This window comes from Pseudomonas sp. GW822-FHT03F04, from assembly GCF_058801405.1.
The window spans coordinates 79666-103074 of record NZ_JBXANF010000009.1 but is presented as its reverse complement, the minus strand read 5'-3'; the positions used below and the strand labels follow the sequence as shown (position 1 = coordinate 103074).

General features: G+C 61.8%; 25 protein-coding genes. 13 read left to right on the top strand and 12 right to left on the bottom strand.

Annotated elements, in window-relative coordinates; translation table 11 throughout:
* Window positions 1-7 precede the first annotated feature (7 nt).
* The 4 genes from rlmH to AC1RMX_RS21475 all read right to left on the bottom strand — a co-directional run bounded on the left by rlmH (window position 8) and on the right by AC1RMX_RS21475 (window position 3013).
* Window positions 8-475 carry a 23S rRNA (pseudouridine(1915)-N(3))-methyltransferase RlmH gene (rlmH, locus tag AC1RMX_RS21490; protein ID WP_009051038.1) on the bottom strand — a complete coding sequence of 156 codons (468 nt, stop codon included), beginning with the start codon at window positions 473-475 and terminating at the stop codon, window positions 8-10.
* 10 nt (window positions 476-485) lie between these two features.
* Window positions 486-980: a ribosome silencing factor gene (rsfS, locus tag AC1RMX_RS21485; protein WP_008087903.1), complete on the bottom strand. Its 495-nt coding sequence runs from the start codon at window positions 978-980 to the stop codon at window positions 486-488.
* Window positions 981-1050: 70 nt separating this feature from the next.
* Window positions 1051-1773, bottom strand: a complete 723-nt coding sequence (gene nadD, locus AC1RMX_RS21480) for a nicotinate-nucleotide adenylyltransferase (protein WP_085732954.1) — start codon at window positions 1771-1773, stop codon at window positions 1051-1053.
* On the bottom strand, window positions 1742-3013 hold the full coding sequence (locus tag AC1RMX_RS21475; protein WP_102620852.1) for a glutamate-5-semialdehyde dehydrogenase: 1272 nt from the start codon (window positions 3011-3013) through the stop codon (window positions 1742-1744). Before AC1RMX_RS21475 ends, nadD begins: the two co-directional genes overlap by 32 nt.
* Window positions 3014-3190: 177 nt before the next feature.
* Here AC1RMX_RS21475 and AC1RMX_RS21470 point away from each other — a divergent pair, with 177 nt between their 5' ends.
* Window positions 3191-3886, top strand: a complete 696-nt coding sequence (locus AC1RMX_RS21470; protein ID WP_096820781.1) for a DNA-3-methyladenine glycosylase — start codon at window positions 3191-3193, stop codon at window positions 3884-3886.
* A gap of 54 nt (window positions 3887-3940) precedes the next feature.
* A complete protein-coding gene (locus AC1RMX_RS21465; RefSeq protein WP_493072960.1) occupies window positions 3941-5257 on the top strand; it encodes a bifunctional DedA family/phosphatase PAP2 family protein in 1317 nt (438 codons plus the stop codon).
* Here the strand turns inward: AC1RMX_RS21465 and AC1RMX_RS21460 are convergent.
* From AC1RMX_RS21460 to AC1RMX_RS21445, 4 genes are all read right to left on the bottom strand, one after another.
* A complete protein-coding gene (locus AC1RMX_RS21460) occupies window positions 5254-5526 on the bottom strand; it encodes a hypothetical protein (RefSeq protein WP_493072958.1) in 273 nt (90 codons plus the stop codon). The two genes, AC1RMX_RS21465 and AC1RMX_RS21460, sit on opposite strands and share 4 nt — an antisense overlap.
* A 103-nt stretch (window positions 5527-5629) precedes the next feature.
* Window positions 5630-6220 carry an LON peptidase substrate-binding domain-containing protein gene (locus AC1RMX_RS21455; protein ID WP_102620857.1) on the bottom strand — a complete coding sequence of 197 codons (591 nt, stop codon included), beginning with the start codon at window positions 6218-6220 and terminating at the stop codon, window positions 5630-5632.
* A gap of 10 nt (window positions 6221-6230) precedes the next feature.
* The gene (locus AC1RMX_RS21450) at window positions 6231-6947 is read right to left on the bottom strand and encodes an LrgB family protein (RefSeq protein ID WP_096820777.1); all 717 of its coding nucleotides are present in this window, start codon (window positions 6945-6947) and stop codon (window positions 6231-6233) included.
* Window positions 6947-7309: a CidA/LrgA family protein gene (locus tag AC1RMX_RS21445; RefSeq protein WP_007958636.1), complete on the bottom strand. Its 363-nt coding sequence runs from the start codon at window positions 7307-7309 to the stop codon at window positions 6947-6949. The genes AC1RMX_RS21450 and AC1RMX_RS21445 overlap by 1 nt, the downstream gene beginning before the upstream one ends.
* Before the next feature lie 193 nt (window positions 7310-7502).
* On the opposite strand from AC1RMX_RS21445, the gene AC1RMX_RS21440 reads away from it, so the two are divergent.
* From AC1RMX_RS21440 to AC1RMX_RS21430, 3 genes are all read left to right on the top strand, one after another.
* The gene (locus AC1RMX_RS21440; protein ID WP_007909575.1) at window positions 7503-7958 is read left to right on the top strand and encodes a MaoC family dehydratase; all 456 of its coding nucleotides are present in this window, start codon (window positions 7503-7505) and stop codon (window positions 7956-7958) included.
* Window positions 7959-8068: 110 nt separating this feature from the next.
* Window positions 8069-9796: a C13 family peptidase gene (locus AC1RMX_RS21435; RefSeq protein WP_096820776.1), complete on the top strand. Its 1728-nt coding sequence runs from the start codon at window positions 8069-8071 to the stop codon at window positions 9794-9796.
* A 27-nt stretch (window positions 9797-9823) separates the two neighbouring features.
* The gene (locus AC1RMX_RS21430) at window positions 9824-10465 is read left to right on the top strand and encodes an oxidoreductase (RefSeq protein WP_096820775.1); all 642 of its coding nucleotides are present in this window, start codon (window positions 9824-9826) and stop codon (window positions 10463-10465) included.
* A gap of 34 nt (window positions 10466-10499) precedes the next feature.
* Here AC1RMX_RS21430 and AC1RMX_RS21425 read toward each other — a convergent pair whose 3' ends face one another.
* From AC1RMX_RS21425 to AC1RMX_RS21410, 4 genes are all read right to left on the bottom strand, one after another.
* Window positions 10500-10784, bottom strand: a complete 285-nt coding sequence (locus AC1RMX_RS21425; protein ID WP_039771878.1) for a YceK/YidQ family lipoprotein — start codon at window positions 10782-10784, stop codon at window positions 10500-10502.
* Window positions 10777-11412: a flavin prenyltransferase UbiX gene (gene ubiX, locus AC1RMX_RS21420; RefSeq protein ID WP_011336112.1), complete on the bottom strand. Its 636-nt coding sequence runs from the start codon at window positions 11410-11412 to the stop codon at window positions 10777-10779. Before ubiX ends, AC1RMX_RS21425 begins: the two co-directional genes overlap by 8 nt.
* Entirely contained in the window at window positions 11409-12758 is a 1350-nt protein-coding gene (gene mpl / locus AC1RMX_RS21415) for a UDP-N-acetylmuramate:L-alanyl-gamma-D-glutamyl-meso-diaminopimelate ligase (protein WP_007958628.1), read from the bottom strand. Before mpl ends, ubiX begins: the two co-directional genes overlap by 4 nt.
* A gap of 69 nt (window positions 12759-12827) precedes the next feature.
* Complete coding sequence (locus AC1RMX_RS21410) at window positions 12828-14744, bottom strand: sigma-54-dependent Fis family transcriptional regulator (protein ID WP_493072957.1); 1917 nt, start codon at window positions 14742-14744, stop codon at window positions 12828-12830.
* Window positions 14745-15045: 301 nt separating this feature from the next.
* Between AC1RMX_RS21410 and exaC the strand changes: the two genes are divergently transcribed.
* The 8 genes from exaC (at window position 15046) to ppa (ending at window position 23369) form a co-directional block, all read left to right on the top strand.
* Complete coding sequence (gene exaC, locus AC1RMX_RS21405) at window positions 15046-16566, top strand: acetaldehyde dehydrogenase ExaC (RefSeq protein WP_096820773.1); 1521 nt, start codon at window positions 15046-15048, stop codon at window positions 16564-16566.
* A gap of 204 nt (window positions 16567-16770) precedes the next feature.
* Entirely contained in the window at window positions 16771-18141 is a 1371-nt protein-coding gene (gene eat / locus AC1RMX_RS21400) for an ethanolamine permease (protein WP_096820772.1), read from the top strand.
* An 80-nt stretch (window positions 18142-18221) separates the two neighbouring features.
* Entirely contained in the window at window positions 18222-19616 is a 1395-nt protein-coding gene (locus tag AC1RMX_RS21395; protein WP_493072955.1) for an ethanolamine ammonia-lyase subunit EutB, read from the top strand.
* Window positions 19613-20446 (top strand): ethanolamine ammonia-lyase subunit EutC, encoded by an 834-nt coding sequence (eutC, locus tag AC1RMX_RS21390; protein ID WP_493072953.1) that lies wholly within the window; start codon window positions 19613-19615, stop codon window positions 20444-20446. Before AC1RMX_RS21395 ends, eutC begins: the two co-directional genes overlap by 4 nt.
* Before the next feature lie 115 nt (window positions 20447-20561).
* Entirely contained in the window at window positions 20562-21023 is a 462-nt protein-coding gene (locus tag AC1RMX_RS21385) for a GNAT family N-acetyltransferase (protein WP_096820770.1), read from the top strand.
* Window positions 21024-21261: 238 nt separating this feature from the next.
* Window positions 21262-21912, top strand: coding sequence for a DedA family protein (locus tag AC1RMX_RS21380; RefSeq protein WP_096820769.1), 651 nt, complete (start codon window positions 21262-21264; stop codon window positions 21910-21912).
* 4 nt (window positions 21913-21916) lie between these two features.
* The gene (locus AC1RMX_RS21375) at window positions 21917-22729 is read left to right on the top strand and encodes a M90 family metallopeptidase (protein ID WP_096820768.1); all 813 of its coding nucleotides are present in this window, start codon (window positions 21917-21919) and stop codon (window positions 22727-22729) included.
* Window positions 22730-22841: 112 nt separating this feature from the next.
* Complete coding sequence (gene ppa / locus AC1RMX_RS21370) at window positions 22842-23369, top strand: inorganic diphosphatase (protein ID WP_007990564.1); 528 nt, start codon at window positions 22842-22844, stop codon at window positions 23367-23369.
* Window positions 23370-23409: the final 40 nt, after the last annotated feature.

Below are 23409 nucleotides of genomic sequence, written 5' to 3'. Positions count from 1 at the left end.
GGCAGGATTACTTGTGGTAAGGGTGGCCGGACAACACGGTCCAGGCACGATACAACTGCTCGCCGATGAGGATGCGCACCAGCGGGTGCGGCAGCGTCAACGGCGACAACGACCAGCGCTGATCCGCGCGGGCACAGACTTCCGGCGCCAGCCCTTCCGGGCCGCCGACCATGAAATTGACCGTGCGCGAATCCAGCCGCCAACGGTCGAGTTCGACCGCCAGTTGCTCGGTGCTCCAGGGCTTGCCGTGCACTTCGAGGGTGACGATCCGCTCGTTCTGCCCGACCTTGGCCAGCATGGCTTCGCCTTCCTGACGGATGAAGCGTGCCACGTCGGCATTCTTGCCACGGGTATTGAGCGGTATTTCCACCAGTTCCAGCGCCAGCTCGGACGGAAGACGCTTGGCGTATTCATGCCAGCCTTCTTCCACCCATTTGGGCATGCGTGAACCGACGGCGATCAGTCGCAGTCGCACAGCGCGTCCCTTACAGCTGGTCTTTGTTGAGCTTGGTGAAATGCTCGTGGGTGTTTTCCGGGCTGTGGTGCTTGGCGTCCGCCGCACGGCTTTGCTCGGCACCGGCCCACAGGCGCTCCAGGTCGTAGAACTGACGAGCCGAGGCGGTCATCATGTGCACGATCACCAGGTCCAGGTCCAGCAGCACCCAGTCGCTGTCGCCCTTGCCTTCTTCGCCCAGCGGCTTGGCGCCCTGCTTTTTCACTTCTTCGCGAACCTTGTCCAGCATCGCGTTGATCTGGCGGTTGGACGTACCGGTGGCGATGATCATGTAGTCAGTGATGCTCTGCTTGTCGCGCACATCGATGATCTGGATGTCCTGGGCCTTGACGTCTTCCAGGGCTGCCACGGCAATCTTGACCAGTTCGTCGCCTTTCAGCGGCTCGTTGGTGTTGACCGGCTCTGGCAGCGGAGCGCTCTTGAACGTGCCTTTGCGCTTTACTTTGGTTTGGTCTTTGTCAGTCATATAAAACTCGTTTTGCTCATGTATTCGGCGTCTCGTCCCACGATGATCGTGTTACTTGAGCACGCCTTGTTCAGTTCGACGCACGATACAGACCGTGCGCATCGATGTAGGCCAGGACCGCGTCGGGCACCAGGAAACGTACCGACTTACCGCTGGCCAGCAGTTGACGGATCTGGGTGGCGGAGACCGCGAGCGGTGTCTGCCAGACGAATGCAATCTGTCCGCTCGGCCCTTTCAGGGCCAGCGGGTCGCTCACCGAACGCGCTGCCAGCAGGTTGCGCAAGGCATCCGGCGGTTCGCTGTCGGCGTCCGGGCGCTGTAGCACCAGGATGTGGCAATGCTGGAGCAACTCCTCCCAGCGGTGCCAAGTGGGCAGGCCGCAAAATGCGTCCCAGCCCAAAAGCAGAAAAACCTGGGTCTCGGCGGCCATTTCGGCGCGCAGCGACTCCAGGGTATCGATGGTCCAGGACGGTTTGTCCCGCTGCAATTCGCGGGCGTCCACCACCAGCGGCGGCACTCCGGCCACCGCACATTCAACCATTGCCAGCCGATCCTGCGCCGACACCTGCGGGGTATCGCGATGCGGCGGCCGGGCGCTGGGCATCATGCGCAGCTCATCGAGGGCCAGCGCTTCGGCGACTTCCAGCGCGCCACGCAAATGGCCGACATGCACCGGATCGAACGTTCCGCCCAGAACGCCAATGCGCCGGGGGCGAGACTTTCTGCCGGATTTCGGCGCTTTCAGGTCGAGGTCGGACAAGTCAGACCGTCGCCTGGCCGCGCAACTGGCCATCACCGACCACGATGTACTTCTCGCAGGTCAGTCCTTCGAGGCCCACCGGGCCACGGGCGTGCAGCTTATCAGTAGAAATGCCGATCTCGGCACCCAATCCGTATTCGAATCCATCGGCGAAGCAGGTCGGGGTGTTGATCATCACCGACGCCGAGTCGACCTGAGCCACGAACTGGCGGGTGTCGGCGAGGTTTTCGCTGACGATCGAATCGGTGTGATGGGAGCCGTAATGGTTGATATGTTCGATGGCCTGGTCCAGACCGTCGACCACACGGATCGACAGAATCGGCGCCAGATACTCGGTGCCCCAGTCTTCTTCGCTGGCCGGCACCGCATCGATGATCGCCCGGGTGCGCTCGCAACCACGCAGCTCGACGCCTTTTTCGCGGAACTGGGCAGCCATCGACGGCAGGAAATCCTTCGCAACACTTTGATCGACCAGCAAGGTCTCCATCGCGCCGCAGATGCCATAACGATAGGTCTTGGCATTGAAGGCGATGCGCTGGGCTTTCGGCAGGTCGGCGTGTTCGCTGACATAGACGTGGCAGATGCCGTCCAGGTGCTTGATCACCGGCACCCGCGCGTCACGGCTGATGCGCTCGATCAGGCCACGGCCACCACGCGGCACGATCACATCGACGTACTCGGGCATGGTGATCAACGCGCCAACGGCGGCGCGGTCGGTGGTTTCCACCACTTGCACCACGGCGGCCGGCAGTTCGGCTTCGGCCAGGCCGCGCTGGATGCAGGCGGCAATCGCACGGTTGGAATGAATCGCCTCGGAACCGCCACGCAGGATCGTCGCGTTACCGGACTTCAGGCACAGGCTCGCGGCATCAATGGTCACGTTCGGACGGGACTCGTAGATGATCCCGATCACGCCCAGCGGCACGCGCATCTTGCCAACCTGAATGCCCGACGGACGGAAGCTCATGTCGCGGATCGCACCGACCGGGTCCGGCAAGGCCGCCACCTGGCGCAGGCCGACGATCATCCCGTCGATACGCGCCGGGGTCAGTTCCAGACGTTCCAGCAGTGCAGGCTCCAGACCGTTGGCGCGACCGGCGGCCAGATCCTGTTCATTGGCTGCCGCAAGCTCGGCGCGGGCGGCGTCCAAGGCATTGGCGGCAGCCAGCAGGGCGCGGTTTTTCTGCGCGGTGCTGGCACGGCCGATGACCCGGGAAGCTTCGCGGGCGGCGCGACCCAATCGGGTCATGTAGTCAAGAACGGACTCAGTCATGGTCTGCTGGGGTCTTGGCAAAGAGGAAAGCGGCAGATTATAGCTGTCGCGTCCCGGGACTAACAGCGGTGACGGGCGGATGGTCGAAATGGACGGCGATTTGCCGATGTTCAGCCGTAATTAAGGCTCGGATTGTTATCATCACGACCTCTTTCGCCTGGATAAACACCGTTTGCCATGTCCAATCTGACCGTTCGTGCCCACGCCGAGCGCCTGCCGATGGGCCTTCCGGACGCTTTTTTCGACCGTGACGCCCAGACGCTTGCCCGGGATCTGCTCGGTAAAGTCATCCGTCACCGGGTCGGCGACCTGTGGCTCAGCGCCCGGATCATCGAAACCGAAGCGTATTACTGCGAAGAAAAAGGCAGCCATGCCTCCCTCGGCTACACGGAAAAGCGTAAGGCTTTGTTTCTGGATGGCGGCCACATCTATATGTACTACGCCCGTGGCGGCGATTCGTTGAACTTCAGTGCACAGGGACCCGGCAATGCGGTGCTGATCAAATCGGCCTATCCATGGGTCGATGAAATCAGCGGCCCGGCCAGTCTGGCGCAGATGCTGCTGAACAACCCCGATGCACAGGGTCGCCCGCGACCGTCGCAAAAGCTTTGCGCCGGGCAGACCCTGCTGTGCAAGGCCCTGGGGCTGAAAGTGCCGGTGTGGGATGCCAAGCGTTTCGATCACGAGATACTGCTGGTGGAAGACACCGGCCCCGCGCCAGGCCACATCATCCAGACCACCCGCCTGGGCATCCCCCATGGGCGTGACGAGCATTTGATGTATCGCTTCGTCGATGCGGCCTACGCCCAGTGGTGCACCCGGAACCCGCTGCGCCGGGGGCAGGTCGAAGGGCGCGATTATTTTCTGCTGTGAATTTCCCCTCTGCGGTACGCCGATCAGGGACATCAATGAAATGGAGTGTGTTGTATGGGCCCATGGCTCGATAGCGTGACCGGGTGGCTGGCCGCCAATCCGCAGTGGCTGGCCGCCGCAGTGTTCGTCGTAGCCTGCGTTGAATGCCTGGCGATTGCCGGGCTGATTGTTCCCGGCACTGTGTTGCTGTTTGCCGTGGCAGTGCTGGCCGGCAGCGGTGCGCTGTCGTTGAGCGAAACCCTGTTGCTGGGTTTTCTCGGCGGGATTCTCGGCGACGTGATTTCGTACTTCCTGGGCCGCCACTTCCACCAGAACATCCGGCGCCTGCCGGGCTTGCGCCATCATCCGGAATGGATGGCCGGCGCAGAAACCTACTTCCAGCGCTACGGTATCGCCAGCCTGCTGGTCGGGCGTTTCATCGGCCCGTTGCGACCGATGCTGCCGATGGTCGCCGGGATGTGCGACATGCCCTTCCCGCGCTTCGCGGCCGTGAGTCTGCTGGCGGCGGCGGGCTGGAGCATCGCGTACCTGCTGCCGGGCTGGGCTACCGGGGCGGCGATTCGTCTGCCATTGCCGGAAGGCTTCTGGCTGCAGGCCGGGATCGTCGCCGCCAGCATTGCGGTGATGGTCGGCCTGAGTGCCAACAGCAGCCTGCGCCGCCATCGTCGGGCAACAATCTGGATCAGCAGCATGAGCCTGTTGATTCTGATCGGTCTGTTTGTCAGTTACCCATACCTGACCGCCCTTGATCAGGGCGTCATGACCCTCGTACAGGAACACCGCAACGCGGTGCTCGACGAGGTCGCGGTGGTCTTTACCTTGATCGGCGAGTTCCGCAACATGCTGGTGTTCAGCATTTTGCTGACCGGCCTGTTGCTGCTGTGCCGCCAGTGGCGTCAGGCAATCTTCGCTGGCAGTACCCTGCTCGTCACCGCGCTGGCCAACACCGGAACCAAACTGTTTTTCGCCCGGGTACGCCCGGAGGTGCTGACCGACCCGTTGACCAGCTACAGCATGCCCAGCGGCCATGCGTCCGGATCGTTCGCGCTGTTCCTGACCCTGGCCGTGCTGGCCGGACGCGGGCAACCGCCAAGAATGCGATTGACCTGGCTGCTGGTCGGCTGCATTCCGGCACTGGCGATTGCCTTGTCACGGGTGTACCTGGGGGCACACTGGCCAACCGATGTGCTGGCCGGTGCAATGCTTGCCGCCTGTGTCTGCGCCGCGAGCCTGTGGCTGATTCAGCGCCGTTCGCCCCTTGAAGCGATGCCGCAGAAAGTCTGGTGGCTGGTGCTGCCGGCACTGGTCGCCTTGTTCGGTTTCTTCGTGTTGCGGCATTTGCCGCATACATTGTTGCGATATTCGTACTAGGTGACGGCAGACAGCGCCGAAGGCTGGGGCCTCAAGACGAACGACGCTGACACGGGATTGTAGGCATTGTGCTCGGGGTCGTTCGGATTCCTGTCGAGGAAGTGCTTGAGACCGCCCTTTGTTTCGTGCTGAAACAGCCCCAACTTCTTCTCGACACTGAACAACGCCACAGGGGCCGGATTGGAGGGCAGGTCGCCAAAGGACTTCAGCTTTCCCTCGTAGGTTTCCAGTTCGAAGTAGCTGCCGATATTCTTCGATGTTTCAGACATGGAGCCGGACACCGAACGCAATTACGAGACGACCCTTTCACTGCCGAGCGGCAAGGACTGGTTCGCCAACGACATCGTCTGGCCCGAATAACCTGAACGCGTCTTAAGCGAACAACTCGCCCTGCAATTCATCGAGCAGCGCCTGGATCGCATCCAGTCGCTGCTGTGGGTCGTCGAGTTGCAGCAGGTCGATCTTGTCTTCCTCGGCGAACGGCAGCAGATACGCCAACTGATTGGCCAGCGACTGTTGCCCCGCCGCTTCGATGCCCATGTTCAGCGCCTCGACCATCGGGTGCTCGGCCAGGGCCTTGAGCAGCGCCACCAGATCAGCGTCTTCATCCTGCAAGGGTTGCTCGGGTTCGTCGTCCAGCCACTCGACTTCGGCGACGATCAGTTGATCGCGCTGCACTTCGGTGCGCTGCACGATGAACCGGCGCCCGCCCTGCACCCGGATGCCCAGCAGTCCGTTGTCCTGCTGCTGGAAATCGGTGATGCGCGCTTCGCAGCCGACCATGGCGAAACCTTCGGGGGCGACACCGACTTCGCTGCCTTCAAGGATGCACACCACGCCGAACCCACCGCCCTGTTTCATGCAGCGGCCGATCATGTCCAGGTAGCGTGCTTCGAAGATCTGCAGATCCAGGTTGCAGCCGGGAAACAGCACCGTGTTCAGCGGAAAAAGCGGCAGACTCATAGACATTTCCTTACACCACCATCGACACCGCCAACGGCAGGAACACCGCCGTGGCCACGCCCATCAGACTCATCGCCAGCGCCGCGAAGGCGCCGCACTCATCGCTTTCCTGCAACGCCACCGACGTACCGACCGCATGCGCCGTCATGCCCAGCGCCATGCCGCGCGCCTCCGGGCTGTGCACGCCCAGACGAGTCAGCAGTGCCGGGCCGAAGATCGCGCCGATCACCCCGGTGATCAACACGAACACCGCGGCCAGCGCCGCGACGCCACCGATCTGTTCGGCCACCAGCATGGCGATCGGCGAGGTCACTGACTTGGGCGCCATGGTCATCAGGATCATGTGATCGGCGCCGAACCACCAGCCCAGCGCCACGCCCATGCCCGTGGCGACCACCCCGCCTATCACCAGCGTAGTAAAAATCGGCCAGAACAATTGGCGGATGCGCCGCAGATTCAGATACAGCGGCACCGCCAGTGCCACGGTCGCCGGGCCCAGCAGAATGCTGAGGATCTCGGTGCTCTTGCGGTACTCGACATAAGTCAGGCCGCAACCCACCAGCACACCGATCACCAACAGCATGGAGACCAGCACCGGTTGCAGGAAAATCCAGCGGGTTTTCTCGAACGCCGCCAACACCAGTTGATAAGCCCCCAGGGTGATACCGATGCCGAACAGTGGATGGTGAATCACCGAAGCCCAGGCACCTTGCCAGTCGAACAGCATCAGGATTCCTCCGAATGCGGGGCGTGACGCTTGACCAGCCGTTGCATCAGCACACCGGCGAAGGCCATGGACAGAATCAGCGAGACCACCAGCGCACCGACGATGGCCCAGAAATCGGCGGCAATGGCCGTGGCGTAAACCATCACGCCCACCGCCGGCGGCACCAGCAGCAACGGCAGATAACGCAACAGACTGCCGGCGGCGAGATTCAGCGGCTCGCCGACTTCACCGCGCACGATCAGGAACACCAGCAACAGCAAAAGACCGATGATCGGCCCCGGCAGCACCGGCAACAGCAAATGATTGAGGGCGGTGCCGAGCAATTGAAACAGCACCAGCATGGTCAGGCCGCGTAGCAACATCCGTCATCTCCGTCCGACATCCCGCCAAGCACGGGCCGGGCATTATAAGCACGCCAGCGCTATGGATCGGCATTCGCCAAAAGCATGGTCGGTTGACCTGAGCAAATCGTCATGATGATCTACAGTGGTTCGCAGGGCGGTCAAATCCCCCACCTGAAAAACTATAAAACCGATGAACCCAAGGAGAGTCTCAATGCCCTATGTTCCAGTTGCAGAGCTCAAAGATTATGTCGGCAAGGAACTCGGACGTTCCGAATGGCTCACTATCGATCAGGAGCGCATCAACCTGTTCGCCGAAGCCACCGGGGATTATCAGTTCATCCATGTCGACCCGGTCAAAGCTGCGCAAACGCCATTTGGCAGCACCATCGCACACGGTTTCCTGTCGTTGTCGCTGATCCCCAAACTGATGGAAGACATCCTGATCCTGCCGCAAGGCGTGAAGATGGTGGTCAACTACGGCCTGGACAGCGTGCGTTTCATCCAGCCGGTCAAGGTCAATTCCAAAGTCCGGCTCAAGGTCGACCTCGGTGAAGTGACCGAGAAGAAACCTGGCCAGTGGCTGCTCAAGGCCACCGCCACCCTGGAGATCGAAGGCTCGGACAAACCGGCCTACATCGCCGAACCGCTGTCGCTCTGCTTCGTCTGAGTGCCGGGATGCGAAGCGGCTCACGCTGTTTCGCATCCACTCCCCTCCGCCGGCTGTATAAGGTCACATAGCTGCGGCATACTCGGTCGCCTAATTGCCCGGATCCCGCTATGCGCTCACTTGCTGCTCTTGCACCGCTTGCCTTGACCCTGATGCTCACCGCTTGCGGCGATGGCGAATCGCTGTTGCCCCCGGATGCGCGCCTGCCCGATGGCGGACGCTATCGCGGCGAGCTGGTCAACGGTCTGCTGCAAGGCCAGGGCCGGGTCGACTACCCGAACGGCAGCTGGTACGCGGGCGAGTTCGACAAGGGCCAGTGGCACGGTCAGGGCGAATGGCACGGCAGCAACGGCGAGGTTTATCGCGGGAATTTCCAGCAAGGCCTGTTCGACGGCCAGGGCTCGCTGACCACCCACGGTGGCAGCTACACCGGCGGTTTCAAGCTCGGCCGACGCGAAGGCGAAGGCACCCTCAAAGAAAACGCGATGACCTATCGCGGCGAATTCAAGGCCGACCAGTATTCCGGGCTCGGCCGCCTGGAGCTGGACGACGGCAGCTCCTATCAGGGCCAGTTCGCAAACGGCAAACCCAACGGTGAGGGCCAGCGCGGCGATGCCAGCGGCAATCAGTTCACCGGCCATTTCGTGAACGGCCAGCTCGAAGGCAACGGCACCTTCAACAGCGCCGACGGCGATATCTATGTCGGCGGCTTCAAGAACAATCAGCTACACGGCAAGGGCCGCTACGAAAACGCTGACGGCGACGTCTGGCTCGGCCAGTTCAAGGAAGGCGCGCTGACCGGCAAGGGCGAACTGATCGGCGCCGACGGCAGCCATTACACCGGCTACTTCAATGACTGGCGCTTCAGCGGTCAGGGCCGACTGAACCTGTCCGACGGCAGTTTCTACATCGGCGGGTTCGACAGCGACAGCTACGCGGGCCGAGGCACGCTGGTGCTGACTGACGGCAGCGTGCTCAGCGGCACCTGGATCAACGGCCAGCGCGTGCGCGACGCCGACGGCAAATTGTTGCCCGATACACTCGAACTCGGCCTGTTGGCCCAGGGCCGCCTGCTCGAGGAAGCGCTGGCCAATGTGCCAGCCTCGACCCCGGCGGTGGAGTTGTACTCCCTGACCCTCGGCGGCGACGGCAAACAGAGCGTGTTCCTGCGCGAATCCGATTACGTGGCCAACATGCTCGCCAGCCGCTTCGGCGCCTTTGGCCAGATCCGCCTGGTCAACCATCGCGACCACCTCGGTGACCGGCCGATGGCCACCCGCGAAAATCTGCGCCGCGCGGCGTTGACCCTGGCCGAACGCAGCGGCCCGGAAGATCTGGTGTTCATCTACCTGACCAGCCACGGCACCGCCGAACATGAACTGGTGCTCGACCAACCGCGCATGGAACTGGCCGACCTGCCCGCCGACGAACTCGCCGCCGTGCTCGCACCGCTGAAGAACCGCGACAAGATCATTGTCATCTCCTCGTGCTATTCCGGTGGCTTCATTCCGGCGCTGAAGGACGAACGTACGTTGATCATGACCGCGTCGCGCGCCGACCGGGTCTCGTTCGGTTGCTCCGAAGAAGCCAACTTCACCTACTTCGGCGATGCCCTGTTTGCCCAGGCGCTGAACCAGACCGATGATCTGGAGCAAGCCTTCAAACTGGCCAAGGCCACCGTCGCCGAGCGCGAACTGGCGGACAACTTCGAAGCCTCGGAACCGCAGATCTGGGCGCCGAAAACAGTGCTCGCCCATTGGCAGCTGCTGCGCAAGCAGCAAGCGAGAAAAGCGTTGCAAAGTGCTGCGCTGAACGACGGAGCGACAAAGAGCAACTAAGCTGAACAGTATCAAGGGAGAGACACTATGTACTTGACGCCTCAGCATGTCTTGCTTGCCGGAGCCACCGGGCTGACCGGTGAACACCTGCTCGACCGTTTGCTCAACGAACCGACGATCACTCGCGTCCTGGCCCCTTCACGCCGGCCGCTGGCCGAACATCCTCATCTGGAAAACCCGGTCGGCGACCCACAGACCTTTCTGCCGCAACTGGCCGGTCGCGTCGACATCGCCTATTGCTGCCTCGGCACCACCATCAAACAGGCCGGCTCCGAAGAGGCGTTCCGCGCCGTGGATCTGGACATGGTCGTGGCGTTCGCCAAACGCGCCCGGGAAATGGGCGCACGGCACCTGATCGTGATCAGTGCCCTGGGGGCTGATCGCCGATCCTCGATTTTCTACAACAAGGTCAAAGGCGAGATGGAACACGCATTGCGCGCGCAGGACTGGCCACAACTGACCATCTGCCGGCCTTCGTTGTTGCTGGGGGATCGCAGCGAGCCACGGCTGGGCGAGCAGCTTGCTGCACCGTTTTCGAAACTGATTCCCGGCAAATACCGCGGCATCGAAGCCTGCCAACTGGCCCGAGCCATGTGGCGGCTGGCGCTTGAGGAACAGGACGGAGTGCGGATCGTCGAGTCAGATGAGTTGAGAAAGCTCGGCAAGTAAAAACAAAAAATCGCAGCCATCGGCTGCGATTTTTTTAGAGCCCGCCAGTCGCCTGAAAGCCTACGCCGATCACCGTCAGCAACGACAACGGCAACAGCAGCGTATCGAGCAATGCACTGGCCGGCAGATCCACCCCGGGATAGCTTGGCGCCTCGGCACCGAACCGATCCATCGCGCAACACCCGCCATTCATGGCGTACAAATCCAGCCGAGTGCCGGAATACACCACCGGTGCGCCGGGTTTGGCGGCATCGAGCGTGCGTGCCGTGGCGCAGCCGGTCAGTTGCAATATCAGCAGGATCGCCAGCAGCTTATTCATCGCTGCTCAGGTGATGCTCGCCCCAGCGCGGCAGCATGTCCTGGGGGATGCCCAGCAGATTGAGAATCCGCGCCACCACGAAATCGATCAGGTCATCGATGGTCTGCGGCTGGTGATAAAAGCCAGGCGAGGCCGGCAGGATAGTCACGCCCATGTTCGACAACTTGAGCATGTGCTCCAGGTGAATGCTCGAATACGGCGCTTCGCGCGGTACCAGAATCAACTGGCGACGCTCTTTCAACGTTACATCTGCCGCTCGCTCGATCAGGTTGTTGCAGGCGCCGGTGGCGATGGCCGACAAGGTGCCTGTCGAGCACGGCACCACTACCATTGCCGCCGGCGCCCCGGAGCCCGAGGCCACTGGCGACATCCAGTCTTCCTTGCCATACACGCGGATCTGCCCCGCGGCGGCGCCGGTGTATTCGGTGAGGAACGCCTGCATCATTTGCGGCTTGGCCGGCAGCGACACGTCCGTCTCGGTAGCCATCACCAGTTGCGCTGCCTTGGAGATCAGGAAATGTACTTCGCGATCCTCGCGCACCAGGCAATCCAGCAGGCGCAAGCCGTACTGGGCGCCGGACGCGCCGGTCATCGCCAGCGTGATGCGTTCCGGGCCGTTGTTGTTCATTTCAGCGCCTCGGCGAGTTTGCCGTGCAGACCGCCGAAGCCGCCGTTGCTCATGATCACCACGTGGGTGCCGGGCTGGGCCTGGCTTTTCACGCGCTCGATGATGCCTTCCAGCGAATCGCTGACGATCGACGGCACGGTGCACAACGCGGCAGTGCCAGCCAGGTCCCAGCCGAGGTTCGCCGGGGCGTACCAGATCACCTGATCGGCATCGACCACGCTGTCCGGCAAGCCATCACGGTGTGCGCCGAGCTTCATCGAGTTGGAACGCGGCTCGATGATCGCGATCAGCGGTGCGTCGCCAATGCGTTTGCGCAGGCCGTCGAGGGTGGTCGCAATGGCGGTCGGGTGGTGGGCGAAGTCGTCGTAGATGGTGATGCCGCGCACTTCCGCGACTTTTTCCATCCGACGCTTGACGCTCTTGAACGCGCTCAACCCGGCGATGCCCATGGACGGCACAACACCAACGTGACGCGCTGCCGCCAGAGTAGCCAATGCGTTGGCTACGTTGTGCTGCCCCGTCAATTCCCACTCGACGACGCCTTGGGAGACGCCCTCGAACATCACTTCGAATGCCGAGCCGTCGTCCTTCAGCAACTTGACCTGCCACTGACCGCCAGCACCGGTGGTTTGCACCGGGGTCCAGCAGCCCATCTCGATCACGCGCTGCAAGGCGGGTTCGGTGGTCGGGTGGATCACCAGGCCTTCGCTCGGAATAGTCCGCACCAAGTGGTGGAACTGGCGCTCGATGGCCGGCAGATCCGGGAAGATGTCAGCGTGATCGAACTCAAGGTTGTTGAGGATCGCCGTACGTGGGCGGTAGTGGACGAACTTCGAGCGCTTGTCGAAGAAGGCACTGTCGTACTCGTCAGCCTCGATCACGAAGAACGGTGTGCCGCCCAGACGCGCCGACACCGAGAAGTTCTGCGGAACGCCGCCGATCAGGAAGCCCGGGCTCATGCCGGCATGTTCCAGCACCCAGGCGAGCATGCTGCTGGTGGTGGTCTTGCCGTGAGTACCGGCAACCGCCAGCACCCAGCGACCTTGCAGCACATGGTCGGCCAGCCACTGCGGGCCGGAGACGTACGGCAGGCCTTTGTTCAGCACATATTCCACCGCCGGATTGCCGCGGGACATGGCGTTGCCGATCACCACCAGATCCGGCGCCGGATCAAGCTGCGCCGGGTCGTAGCCCTGAGTCAGCTGAATGCCCTGGGCTTCGAGCTGAGTGCTCATCGGCGGATAAACGTTGGCATCGGAGCCAGTCACGTGATGGCCCAGCTCTTTGGCCAGAACCGCCATCGAGCCCATGAAAGTCCCGCAGATACCCAGAATATGAATGTGCATAGTCGACCTCGTAAAACATGGCCGCAGGGTAGCCCAGGCAGGGGAAAACCGCATCCTCGTTTTCAGGGGTCAAGCGCTGCGGGCGATCCCGTGCTTGCGCAGCTTTCTATAGAGCGTATTGCGACTGACGCCCAGTTGCTGCGCCGTGTGGGTCATGTGCCAGCGCGTGTGTTCCAGCGCATTGAGCAACGCCAGCCGCTCGGCATCCTCCAGCGGCTGCCCGGATGACACTTCATCGACTTTGACCAGCAGCGGCTGCACCTGCCGGAACATCACCGGCAGATCATCCAGCCCGATCCGCCCTTCATCGCACAACGCCGCCAGCGTGCGCAGCACGTTACGCAACTGCCGCACATTGCCCGGCCAGTTGAACCCCAGCAAGGCCTGGCGCGCCGGCTCTTCGATCAGGATCGTTTCACCGCCTGCCTCTTCGGCCAGCAGGAAATCCAGCAACTGCGACTTGTCACTGCGCTCGCGCAATGGCGGTAGCGCCACTTCCAGCCCGTTGAGCCGGTAATACAAATCTTCCCGAAAACTGCCGTCGCCAACCCGTTCCAGCAAGTTACGGTGTGTGGCACTGATGATCCGCACGTTGACCGCTTCCGGCTCGCCGCCGATCGGCACCACTTGCCGGTCTTCAAGCACCCGCAACAGACGGGTCTGCAAGGCCAGCGGCATGTCGCCGATTTCATCGAGGAACAGCGTGCCGCCATCGGCCTGCTGCAACTTGCCGCGCATGCCGTCCTTGCGCGCGCCGGTGAAGCTGCCGCCGCGATAGCCGAACAGTTCGCTCTCGATCAGGCTTTCGGGAATGGCCGCGCAATTGAGGGCGACGAACGCTTTGCCGGCGCGTTGACTGGCGCTGTGCACAGCCTTGGCGAACGCTTCCTTGCCGGAGCCGGTTTCGCCATTGATCAGCAGTGGAACGTCACGCTCGAACACCCGCAAGGCCTTGCGGAAATCCGCTTGCAGTCCGGCGTCGCCCAGACAAATGCCAGCCAGGCGTGGCGCCTCGGGAGCCTGAGGTTTCGGCAAGACGATGGATGGCTTGCGCGACTCGCCGCGCAGCACCGCGAACAGATGCCGTCCGTCACGAGTGCGCAACGGCCAACTGGCGCTGGCATTGGCACTCGCACGCCCCAGCAACTCATCCAGCGAACAATCGAAAAACGCCTCCACCGGTTTGCCGAGCAAACCACCGCGAATGTGCCCCAGCAGGTTCAAGGCGCTCTGATTGACCGCACTGATCCGCCCTTCCCCGTCAAACGCCAGCAGCCCTTCGCTGAACAGCCCGACAGACTCGGCCTGGAGATGGAATCGCAACAACCATTGGTTATCGAAACAGCGCAGGAAGTAGCAGCTCTCGATCATCTTCGCCGACAGATTGACCAGCGCCATGGTGTGGAACTGGCTCTGGCGCGAGACGTCATGCCGCGCAGAGGAAACATCGAGCACCGCCAGCAGTTCGCCGTGCGGGTCGAACACCGGGCTCGCCGAGCAGGTCAGGCCGGTGTGACGGCCGCGAAAGTGTTCGTCCTGATGGATGGTCAGGGCCTGACGTTCCACCAGGCAGGTGCCGATGCCGTTGGTGCCTTCACAGGCCTCGCTCCAGTCGGAACCGAGCCAGAGCCCTGCGCGTTCGAAGATCTTGCGTTCGGCAGGAGCGGTGACGCAGTTGAGGATTACCCCGCGCGCATCGGTCAGCAGTACCGCGTGGCCGGCGCCGGAGAGTTGTTGATGCAGGCTGCTCATTTCATTGCCGGCGATCTGCAACACCTGTTGCAGCCGTTCGCGGCTTTCGAGGACACGACCGTGTTCGAGCACGGTCGGCGCCATGGTCAGGGCCGGGTCGAGGTGATAGTCCTCAAGACAACGCAGCCACGAGCGGGCGATCGACGGGTCGGCACCGGGGCCGTGCAGGTGCGGCTTGCCCTGGGTGACGGTGAGAACCTGTTGGGCATGGCGACTCAAATGGTTGTCGTGCATTTCTTATTATTCTCCCCGAGGCTCATCGGCCCATGCGTGAAGTGGTGCCCAGCATCCTCCAGCCAACCGGTCTTTGCAATGCTGGCAAGACCGCCCGGTCACAGGTTGTGCCAGAAGCGGTACAAACTGTCACCCGAGCTGTACCGATACCGTCACAGACGCTTGCCACTTGTCCGACAGAAATCACGCAAGGCCTTGATTTGCCTGACCTGCACGGCGGTGGCCCGACCTTTGCTCTACGCTTATAGCAAGCGCTCATGCGCGTTTCTCTAATAAGTACAAAGCCAAGGAGAACATCATCATGCGTTACGCTCACCCCGGTACTGAAGGCGCCAAAGTCTCGTTCAAGAGCAAGTACGGTAACTACATCGGCGGCGAGTTCGTCGCGCCTGTCAAAGGTCAGTACTTCACCAATACCTCGCCAGTGAATGGCCAACCGATTGCCGAATTCCCGCGTTCCACTGCCGAAGACATCGACAAGGCCCTGGACGCCGCTCACGCCGCTGCCGATGCCTGGGGCTCGACCTCCGCCCAGGCCCGCTCGCTGATCCTGCTGAAAATCGCTGATCGCATCGAACAGAACCTCGAACTGCTGGCGATCACCGAAACCTGGGACAACGGCAAAGCCATCCGCGAAACCCTCAACGCCGACATCCCGCTGGCCGCCGACCACTTCCGCTATTTCGCCGGGTGCCTGCGCGCCCAGGAAGGCAGCGCCGCCGAAATCGATGGCAATACCGTCGCTTATCACATCCATGAACCGCTGGGCGTGGTCGGCCAGATCATCCCGTGGAACTTCCCGATCCTGATGGCCGCGTGGAAACTCGCCCCGGCCCTGGCCGCCGGCAACTGCGTGGTGCTCAAACCTGCCGAGCAAACACCGCTGGGCATCAGCGTGCTGCTGGAGCTGATCGGCGACCTGCTGCCACCGGGCGTGCTCAACGTGGTGCAAGGGTTCGGCAAAGAAGCCGGCGAAGCCCTGGCCACCAGCAAGCGCATCGCCAAGATCGCCTTCACCGGCTCGACCCCGGTCGGCTCGCACATCATGAAATGCGCCGCCGAGAACATCATTCCGTCCACCGTGGAACTGGGCGGCAAGTCGCCGAACATCTTCTTCGAAGACATCATGAAGGCCGAGCCGAGCTTCATCGAAAAAGCCGCTGAAGGTCTGGTGCTGGCGTTCTTCAACCAGGGCGAAGTCTGCACCTGCCCGTCCCGTGCGCTGGTACAGGAATCGATCTACGACGAATTCATGGCCGTCGTCATGAAGAAAGTCCTGCAGATCAAACGCGGCGACCCGCTGGACACCGACACCATGGTCGGCGCCCAGGCGTCCGAGCAGCAATTCGACAAGATTCTTTCGTACCTGGAAATCGCCAAGGGCGAAGGTGCCGAACTGCTGACCGGCGGCAAGGTGGAAAAACTCGAAGGCAACCTGGCTTCCGGTTATTACATCCAGCCGACCCTGCTCAAGGGCACCAACAAGATGCGTGTGTTCCAGGAAGAAATCTTCGGCCCGGTGGTGAGCATCACCACCTTCAAGGACGAAGCCGAAGCCTTGGCAATCGCCAACGACACCGAGTTCGGCCTGGGCGCCGGCCTCTGGACCCGCGACATCAACCGCGCCTATCGCATGGGCCGCGCCATCAAGGCCGGTCGTGTGTGGACCAACTGCTACCATCTGTACCCGGCGCACGCCGCGTTCGGCGGGTACAAGAAGTCCGGCGTCGGCCGTGAAACCCACAAGATGATGCTCGACCACTACCAACAGACCAAAAACCTGCTGGTGAGCTACGACATCAATCCGCTGGGCTTCTTCTAAAAAACCGAGGGCGGTGCCGAGATTTCGGTACCGCCCTTTTCATCCCGATGACTACTCCCTGGCCTGGCCGCTCTGGCACGGGCCTTGCGTACCCGTCATTCAGGATTTGCGTGAACACTGCCGCTGCGTGAACAGCGCCCACCCACTCAACCGCTGCACCCGAAAGTCCAACAGATCGAACAATAAAAAAGACAGAGAGGACTTATGACTTCCACCACACAGCTCAAACCCACACTCGGCACCCTGCATCTCTGGGGCATTGCCGTCGGCCTGGTGATTTCCGGCGAATACTTCGGCTGGAGTTACGGCTGGGGCACGGCGGGAACCCTGGGTTTCCTGGTCACGGCCCTGATGGTCGCGACCATGTACACCTGCTTCATCTTCAGTTTCACCGAACTGACCACCGCGATTCCCCACGCGGGCGGGCCGTTCGCCTACAGCCGTCGAGCGTTCGGCGAGAAAGGCGGATTGATCGCCGGGATCGCCACGCTGATCGAGTTCGTGTTCGCCCCGCCGGCCATCGCCATGGCCATCGGTGCCTATCTCAATGTGCAATATCCGGAACTTGACCCGAAAGTCGCGGCGGTCGGCGCGTATTTCGTGTTCATGACCCTGAACATCCTCGGCGTCAGCATCGCCGCGACCTTCGAACTGGTGGTCACCGTGCTCGCCGTCGCCGAACTGCTGGTGTTCATGGGCGTGGTTGCGCCGGGCTTCAGTTTCAGCAACTTCGTGCTGAACGGCTGGTCGGGCGCCAACGAATTCACGATGGGCTCGATTCCCGGCATTTTCGCCGCAATTCCCTTCGCGATCTGGTTTTTCCTCGCCATCGAAGGCGCAGCCATGGCGGCCGAGGAAGCCAAGGACCCGAAACGCACGATTCCCAAGGCTTATGTCAGCGGCATCCTGACCCTGGTGTTCCTGGCCATCGGCGTCATGGTGATGGCCGGCGGCGTTGGCGACTGGCGTCAACTGTCGAACATCAACGACCCGTTGCCTCAAGCGATGAAAGCAGTGGTCGGCAACAATTCGACGTGGATGCACATGCTGGTCTGGATCGGCCTGTTCGGGCTGGTGGCGAGTTTCCACGGGATCATCCTCGGTTACTCGCGGCAGTTCTTCGCCCTCGCCCGGGCCGGTTATCTGCCGAAAAGTCTGGCCAAACTCTCGCGTTTCCAGACGCCGCACCGGGCGATTCTGGCCGGCGGTGTGATCGGCATCGCGGCAATCTACAGCGACGGACTGGTCAATCTGCAAGGCATGACCCTGACGGCAGCGATGATCACCATGTCGGTGTTCGGCGCCATCGTGATGTACATCATCAGTATGCTCAGCCTGTTCAAACTGCGTAAAACCGAGCCGAACCTGGAACGCACCTTCCGCGCGCCGGGCTATCCGGTGGTGCCGGCCATCGCGCTGTTCCTGGCGGTGGTGTGCCTGGTGGCGATGGCCTGGTTCAACACGCTGATCGGTTGTGTGTTCCTCGGGTTCATGGCCGCCGGTTACCTGTACTTCCAGCTGACCGCCAAGCAACGCTCCGAAGCACCGGCAGACGCTATGCTCGAAGGTATCTAAACGCTAACTGAGCTGCACCGGCATCGGGCCTCGGGCTCGGTGCCCGCACTAAAAGCATTCATTCAGGAGGAACGCGCCCCATGGCCGCATTTGCCCATACCGTCGGCGCCCAGACCTATCGCTTCGACAGCCTTAAAGACGTGATGGCCAAGGCCAGCCCGGCGCGTTCCGGGGATTTTCTGGCCGGCGTCGCCGCGCTCAACGATGGCGAGCGGGTGGCCGCGCAAATGACGCTGGCCGACATCCCGCTGACACATTTCCTGCAGGAAGCGCTGATTCCCTACGAATCCGATGAAGTCACCCGACTGATCATCGACAGCCATGACAGGCAGGCCTTTGCGGTCGTCAGCCATCTCACCGTTGGCGGCTTTCGCGACTGGCTTCTGAGCGAAGCGGCCGACGAGTCCAGCCTGCGGGCCCTCGCCCCTGGCCTGACGCCGGAAATGGTCGCGGCAGTGTCGAAGATCATGCGCGTGCAGGATCTGGTGCTGGTGGCGCAGAAGATCCGCGTCGTCACGAAATTTCGCGGCACCCTCGGCCTGCGTGGACGGTTATCCACAAGGCTGCAACCCAATCACCCGACCGACGAACCGTCCGGCATCGCCGCGAGCATTCTCGACGGCCTGCTGTACGGCAATGGCGATGCGATGATCGGCATCAACCCGGCCACCGACAGCATCGCCTCGATCTGCGCAATGCTGGAAATGCTCGACGCGATCATCCAGCGCTACTACATTCCGACCCAGGCCTGCGTGCTGACCCACGTCACCACCTCTATAGAGGCGATCAACCGTGGGGTGCCGCTGGATCTGGTGTTCCAGTCGATTGCCGGCACCGAAGCGGCCAATGCCAGTTTCGGCATCAATCTGAATATCTTGCAGGAAGGCTATGACGCCGGGCTGAGCCTCAATCGGGGCACGCTTGGACAGAACCTGATGTATTTCGAAACCGGCCAGGGCAGCGCGCTGTCGGCCAATGCCCACCACGGCGTCGATCAACAGACCTGCGAGACCCGGGCCTACGCCGTGGCGCGGCATTTCAAACCGTTTCTGGTGAACACCGTCGTAGGATTCATCGGCCCGGAGTACCTCTACAACGGCAAGCAGATCATCCGCGCCGGCCTCGAAGACCACTTCTGCGGCAAGCTGCTCGGCGTGCCGATGGGCTGCGACATCTGCTACACCAACCACGCCGAGGCCGACCAGGACGACATGGACACCCTGCTGACCTTGCTGGGCGTGGCGGGGATCAATTTCATCATGGGCATCCCCGGCTCCGACGACATCATGCTCAACTACCAGACCACTTCGTTCCACGACGCCCTCTACGCGCGTCAGACCCTGGGCCTGAAACCGGCGCCGGAGTTCGAGCAGTGGCTGGCGAACATGGGCATCTTCACCCAGGCGGACGGCAAGGTCCGCTTCGGCAACAACCTGCCGCCGGCCTTCCGCCAGGCGTTGGCGCAACTGGGATGAGTCAGATGGAAAAACCGCCCGTCGATCCACAAAACCCCTGGCTTGAGCTGCGCCGCCTGACCCCGGCGCGGATCGCTCTCGGCCGCACCGGCACCAGCCTGCCGACCCACGCGCAGCTGGATTTCCAGTTCGCCCACGCTCAGGCCCGTGATGCGGTGCATTTACCCTTCGACCATGCAGGGCTCAGTGCCCAACTGACGGAGCGTCAGCGTGACAGCCTGCTGCTGCACAGCGCGGCTGCGGATCGCAACAGCTACCTGCAACGCCCGGACCTGGGGCGCAAGTTGAGCGATCAATCGGCGCAAGCCCTGCGTGAATACGCCCTGGCGCATCCGGGCGGCGTGGACCTGGTGATCGTCGTGGCCGACGGCCTCTCGGCACTGGCGGTGCATCGGCACACCCTGCCCTTTCTCACCCGTCTGGAAGAACAGATGACCGCCGACGAATGGTCGACCGCGCCGGTAGTGCTGGTAGAGCAAGGCCGAGTGGCGGTTGGCGATGAAATCGGCCAATTGCTGGGCGCAAAAATGGTCGTGATGCTGATCGGAGAGCGCCCCGGCCTCAGTTCGCCGGACAGCCTCGGTTTATATTTCACCTACAATCCAAAGGTCGGCCTCACGGATGCCTACCGCAATTGCATCTCCAATGTGCGGCTGGAGGGCCTCAGCTACGGCATGGCGGCCCATCGCTTGCTGTATCTGATGCGTGAAGCCTGTCGGCGACAACTGTCGGGCGTCAATCTGAAGGACGAAGCGCAGGTTCAGACGCTGGAATCGGAAGCCGGTGCAGATATGAAGAGTAATTTCCTACTCGATCCGCCCCCAGCCTGAACCGTTTCCGCATTGCGTTTCTGCGCCGGTTTCAGGCAGGATCGATGCACGGCCGCACGGGTTTCCCATCGCCGTCAGAGCAGTTGAAGACAGCCACTTGAAGACGAGACCTATCATGCGGATTATTCAAGCGACCCTCGAACACCTGGACCTGCTGGCCCCGCTGTTCGTCAAGTATCGCGAGTTCTACGGTTCCCTGCCCTATCCGGACTCGTCCCGGGCATTCCTTGAAAAACGCCTGCGGCGCAAGGAATCGGTGATTTACCTGGCCCTGGCCGATGACGACGACAAAAAGCTCATGGGTTTCTGTCAGCTCTACCCGAGCTTTTCCTCGCTGTCGCTCAAGCGTGTATGGATCCTCAACGACATCTACGTCGCCGAAGACGCCCGCCGCCAGCTGGTCGCCGACAACCTGATCCGCACCGCGAAGAGAATGGCCAAGGAAACCCAGGCCGTGCGTATGCGCGTATCCACCAGCAGCAACAACGAAGTGGCGCAGAAAACCTACGAATCCATCGGATTCAAGGAAGACACCGAGTTCAAGAACTACGTGCTGCCGATCAGCGACGAACTCTGATTTTTTCTAACAATGCGCAAGCCGGCCATCGTGGCGAAGGAGCAAACCTCCTCGCCACCAAGGCTGGCGCCTCGTTCCACCCTCGAAACGCCCCGCTACAAAACCAACGCGCTTTTCACCTATCAGCTCGTATAATCCTGAGCTTTCCGGCTTGTAAGAAAAACTACACCCGCTTGTAGGCTTACACCGAATCATCCGCACAGGCCTGCCGAGTCGGGCCGTCACCACAGGTGCCCACATGGATTTCAACCCGATCGACCTCATCCTGCATCTCGACGTCTATCTCGACATGCTGGTGAACAACTATGGGACCTGGATCTACGCCATCCTGTTTCTGGTGATCTTTTGCGAGACCGGCCTGGTGGTCATGCCATTCCTGCCGGGTGATTCGCTGCTGTTCATCGCCGGCGCCGTTGCCGCAGGTGGCGGCATGGACCCGGTGCTGCTGGGCGGCCTGCTGATGCTGGCGGCGATCCTCGGTGACAGCACCAACTACGTGATCGGACGAACGGCCGGCGAAAAACTGTTCAGCAATCCGAATTCGAAGATCTTCCGCCGCGACTATCTGCAACAGACCCACGATTTCTACGACAAGCACGGCGGCAAGACCGTGACCCTGGCGCGCTTCCTGCCGATCATCCGCACCTTTGCGCCGTTCGTCGCCGGTGTCGCAAAAATGCCTTACGCGCGTTTCTTCGGTTTCAGCGTGTTCGGCACCGTTCTGTGGGTCGGTGGTCTGGTGACGCTGGGCTACTTCTTCGGCAACGTGCCGTTCATCAAGAAAAACCTGTCGCTGCTGGTGGTCGGCATCATCCTGCTGTCGCTGGTACCGATGATCATTGGCGTGGTTCGCAGTCGTTTCGGCGGCGCCAAAGCTCAATCGAACTAAGTCGATGTGGTCGCTGAGCGCCTGGCGACGCCGGCGCATCCTGGCAAAGCACCCGATTGCCGATGATATGTGGCAGCGGGTGCGCCACCACCTGACCTTTCTCGACGGCATCAGCGCCGAGGAGGATCAGTGGCTGCGCGAAACCAGCGTCCTGTTCCTTGAAGACAAACACCTGACCGCCCTGCCCGGTGTCGAGCTGCATCAGGAACAACGCCTGCTGCTCGCCGTCCAGGCGCAATTGCCGCTTTTACACCTCGACGATCTGAACTGGTATCAGGGTTTTCACGAAATCGTCCTCTACCCCGACGACTTCCTCAGCCCCCAGCGCCATCGCGATGCCAGTGGGGTGGAACACGAATGGGACGGCGAACACAGCGGTGAAGCCTGGCAGCAAGGGCCGATCATCCTCGCCTGGCCCGGGGTGATGGCCAGTGGTGGCTGGGAAGGCTACAACCTGGTGATCCACGAACTGGCGCACAAACTCGACATGCTCAATGGCGACGCCAACGGCCTGCCGCCGCTGCATGCCGACATGCGGGTCAGCGACTGGGCCCAGGTGATGCAAGCGGCCTACGACGATCTCAACCGCCAGCTCGACCGCCATCCCGACGCCGAAACCGCCATCGACCCGTATGCCGCCGAGAACCCGGCCGAGTTCTTCGCCGTCACCAGCGAGTACTTTTTCAGCGCCCCGGATCTGCTGCACGAGGCTTATCCACAGGTGTATGCGCAGCTGCGGCTTTTCTATCGACAGGATCCGCTGGCACGACTGAAGCAACTTCAGGCCACGGACCCGGTCTATCAGGCACACGAGTAAGGCCTGGACGACCTTCGGTGCATGGCATCGCGGGTGGAATATGCCTATAATCGCCGCCACTTTTTGGTCAATCCGGCCAAGTGTTTTGGTCTACTAACGGGGGCAACGCCCAATGAGCTACAGCAAGATTCCGGCTGGCAAAGACCTGCCGAACGACATCTACGTCGCGATCGAGATCCCGGCCAACCACGCGCCGATCAAATACGAAATCGACAAAGACAGCGATTGCCTGTTCGTTGACCGTTTCATGGCCACCCCGATGTTCTACCCGGCCAACTACGGTTACATCCCGAACACCCTGGCTGACGACGGTGATCCCCTGGACGTGCTGGTCGTAACCCCTTACCCGGTTGCTCCAGGTTCGGTGATCCGCGCTCGTCCAGTCGGCATCCTGAACATGACCGACGACGGCGGCGGCGATGCCAAAGTCATCGCAGTCCCACACGACAAGCTGTCCCAGCTGTACGTGGACGTGAAGGAATACACCGACCTGCCAGCCCTGCTGATCCAGCAGATCGAGCACTTCTTCGCGAACTACAAAGATCTCGAAAAAGGCAAATGGGTGAAAATCGAAGGCTGGGCCGGTGCAGACGCCGCCCGCGAAGCGATCACCAAGTCGGTTGCTGCCTACAAAGGCTAAGCCTCGCGACCTGCGACACGCTTGAAGAAAACCCCGGTTG

Coding starts and splice junctions, on each gene's coding strand:
- eat (WP_096820772.1), top strand. CDS start 16,771: ATGACTTCCACCACACAGCTCAAACCCACACTCGGCACCCTGCATCTC.
- AC1RMX_RS21410 (WP_493072957.1), bottom strand. CDS start 14,744: ATGCACGACAACCATTTGAGTCGCCATGCCCAACAGGTTCTCACCGTC.
- ppa (WP_007990564.1), top strand. CDS start 22,842: ATGAGCTACAGCAAGATTCCGGCTGGCAAAGACCTGCCGAACGACATC.
- AC1RMX_RS21450 (WP_096820777.1), bottom strand. CDS start 6,947: ATGCTGTTCGACTGGCAAGGTGCCTGGGCTTCGGTGATTCACCATCCA.
- AC1RMX_RS21430 (WP_096820775.1), top strand. CDS start 9,824: ATGTACTTGACGCCTCAGCATGTCTTGCTTGCCGGAGCCACCGGGCTG.
- AC1RMX_RS21440 (WP_007909575.1), top strand. CDS start 7,503: ATGCCCTATGTTCCAGTTGCAGAGCTCAAAGATTATGTCGGCAAGGAA.
- eutC (WP_493072953.1), top strand. CDS start 19,613: ATGAGTCAGATGGAAAAACCGCCCGTCGATCCACAAAACCCCTGGCTT.
- nadD (WP_085732954.1), bottom strand. CDS start 1,773: ATGGCCAGTTGCGCGGCCAGGCGACGGTCTGACTTGTCCGACCTCGAC.
- ubiX (WP_011336112.1), bottom strand. CDS start 11,412: ATGAACAACAACGGCCCGGAACGCATCACGCTGGCGATGACCGGCGCG.
- AC1RMX_RS21435 (WP_096820776.1), top strand. CDS start 8,069: ATGCGCTCACTTGCTGCTCTTGCACCGCTTGCCTTGACCCTGATGCTC.
- rsfS (WP_008087903.1), bottom strand. CDS start 980: ATGACTGACAAAGACCAAACCAAAGTAAAGCGCAAAGGCACGTTCAAG.
- AC1RMX_RS21380 (WP_096820769.1), top strand. CDS start 21,262: ATGGATTTCAACCCGATCGACCTCATCCTGCATCTCGACGTCTATCTC.
- AC1RMX_RS21385 (WP_096820770.1), top strand. CDS start 20,562: ATGCGGATTATTCAAGCGACCCTCGAACACCTGGACCTGCTGGCCCCG.
- AC1RMX_RS21460 (WP_493072958.1), bottom strand. CDS start 5,526: ATGTCTGAAACATCGAAGAATATCGGCAGCTACTTCGAACTGGAAACC.
- AC1RMX_RS21455 (WP_102620857.1), bottom strand. CDS start 6,220: ATGAGTCTGCCGCTTTTTCCGCTGAACACGGTGCTGTTTCCCGGCTGC.
- mpl (WP_007958628.1), bottom strand. CDS start 12,758: ATGCACATTCATATTCTGGGTATCTGCGGGACTTTCATGGGCTCGATG.
- AC1RMX_RS21470 (WP_096820781.1), top strand. CDS start 3,191: ATGTCCAATCTGACCGTTCGTGCCCACGCCGAGCGCCTGCCGATGGGC.
- AC1RMX_RS21395 (WP_493072955.1), top strand. CDS start 18,222: ATGGCCGCATTTGCCCATACCGTCGGCGCCCAGACCTATCGCTTCGAC.
- AC1RMX_RS21465 (WP_493072960.1), top strand. CDS start 3,941: ATGGGCCCATGGCTCGATAGCGTGACCGGGTGGCTGGCCGCCAATCCG.
- AC1RMX_RS21375 (WP_096820768.1), top strand. CDS start 21,917: ATGTGGTCGCTGAGCGCCTGGCGACGCCGGCGCATCCTGGCAAAGCAC.
- AC1RMX_RS21425 (WP_039771878.1), bottom strand. CDS start 10,784: ATGAATAAGCTGCTGGCGATCCTGCTGATATTGCAACTGACCGGCTGC.
- AC1RMX_RS21475 (WP_102620852.1), bottom strand. CDS start 3,013: ATGACTGAGTCCGTTCTTGACTACATGACCCGATTGGGTCGCGCCGCC.
- exaC (WP_096820773.1), top strand. CDS start 15,046: ATGCGTTACGCTCACCCCGGTACTGAAGGCGCCAAAGTCTCGTTCAAG.
- AC1RMX_RS21445 (WP_007958636.1), bottom strand. CDS start 7,309: ATGTTGCTACGCGGCCTGACCATGCTGGTGCTGTTTCAATTGCTCGGC.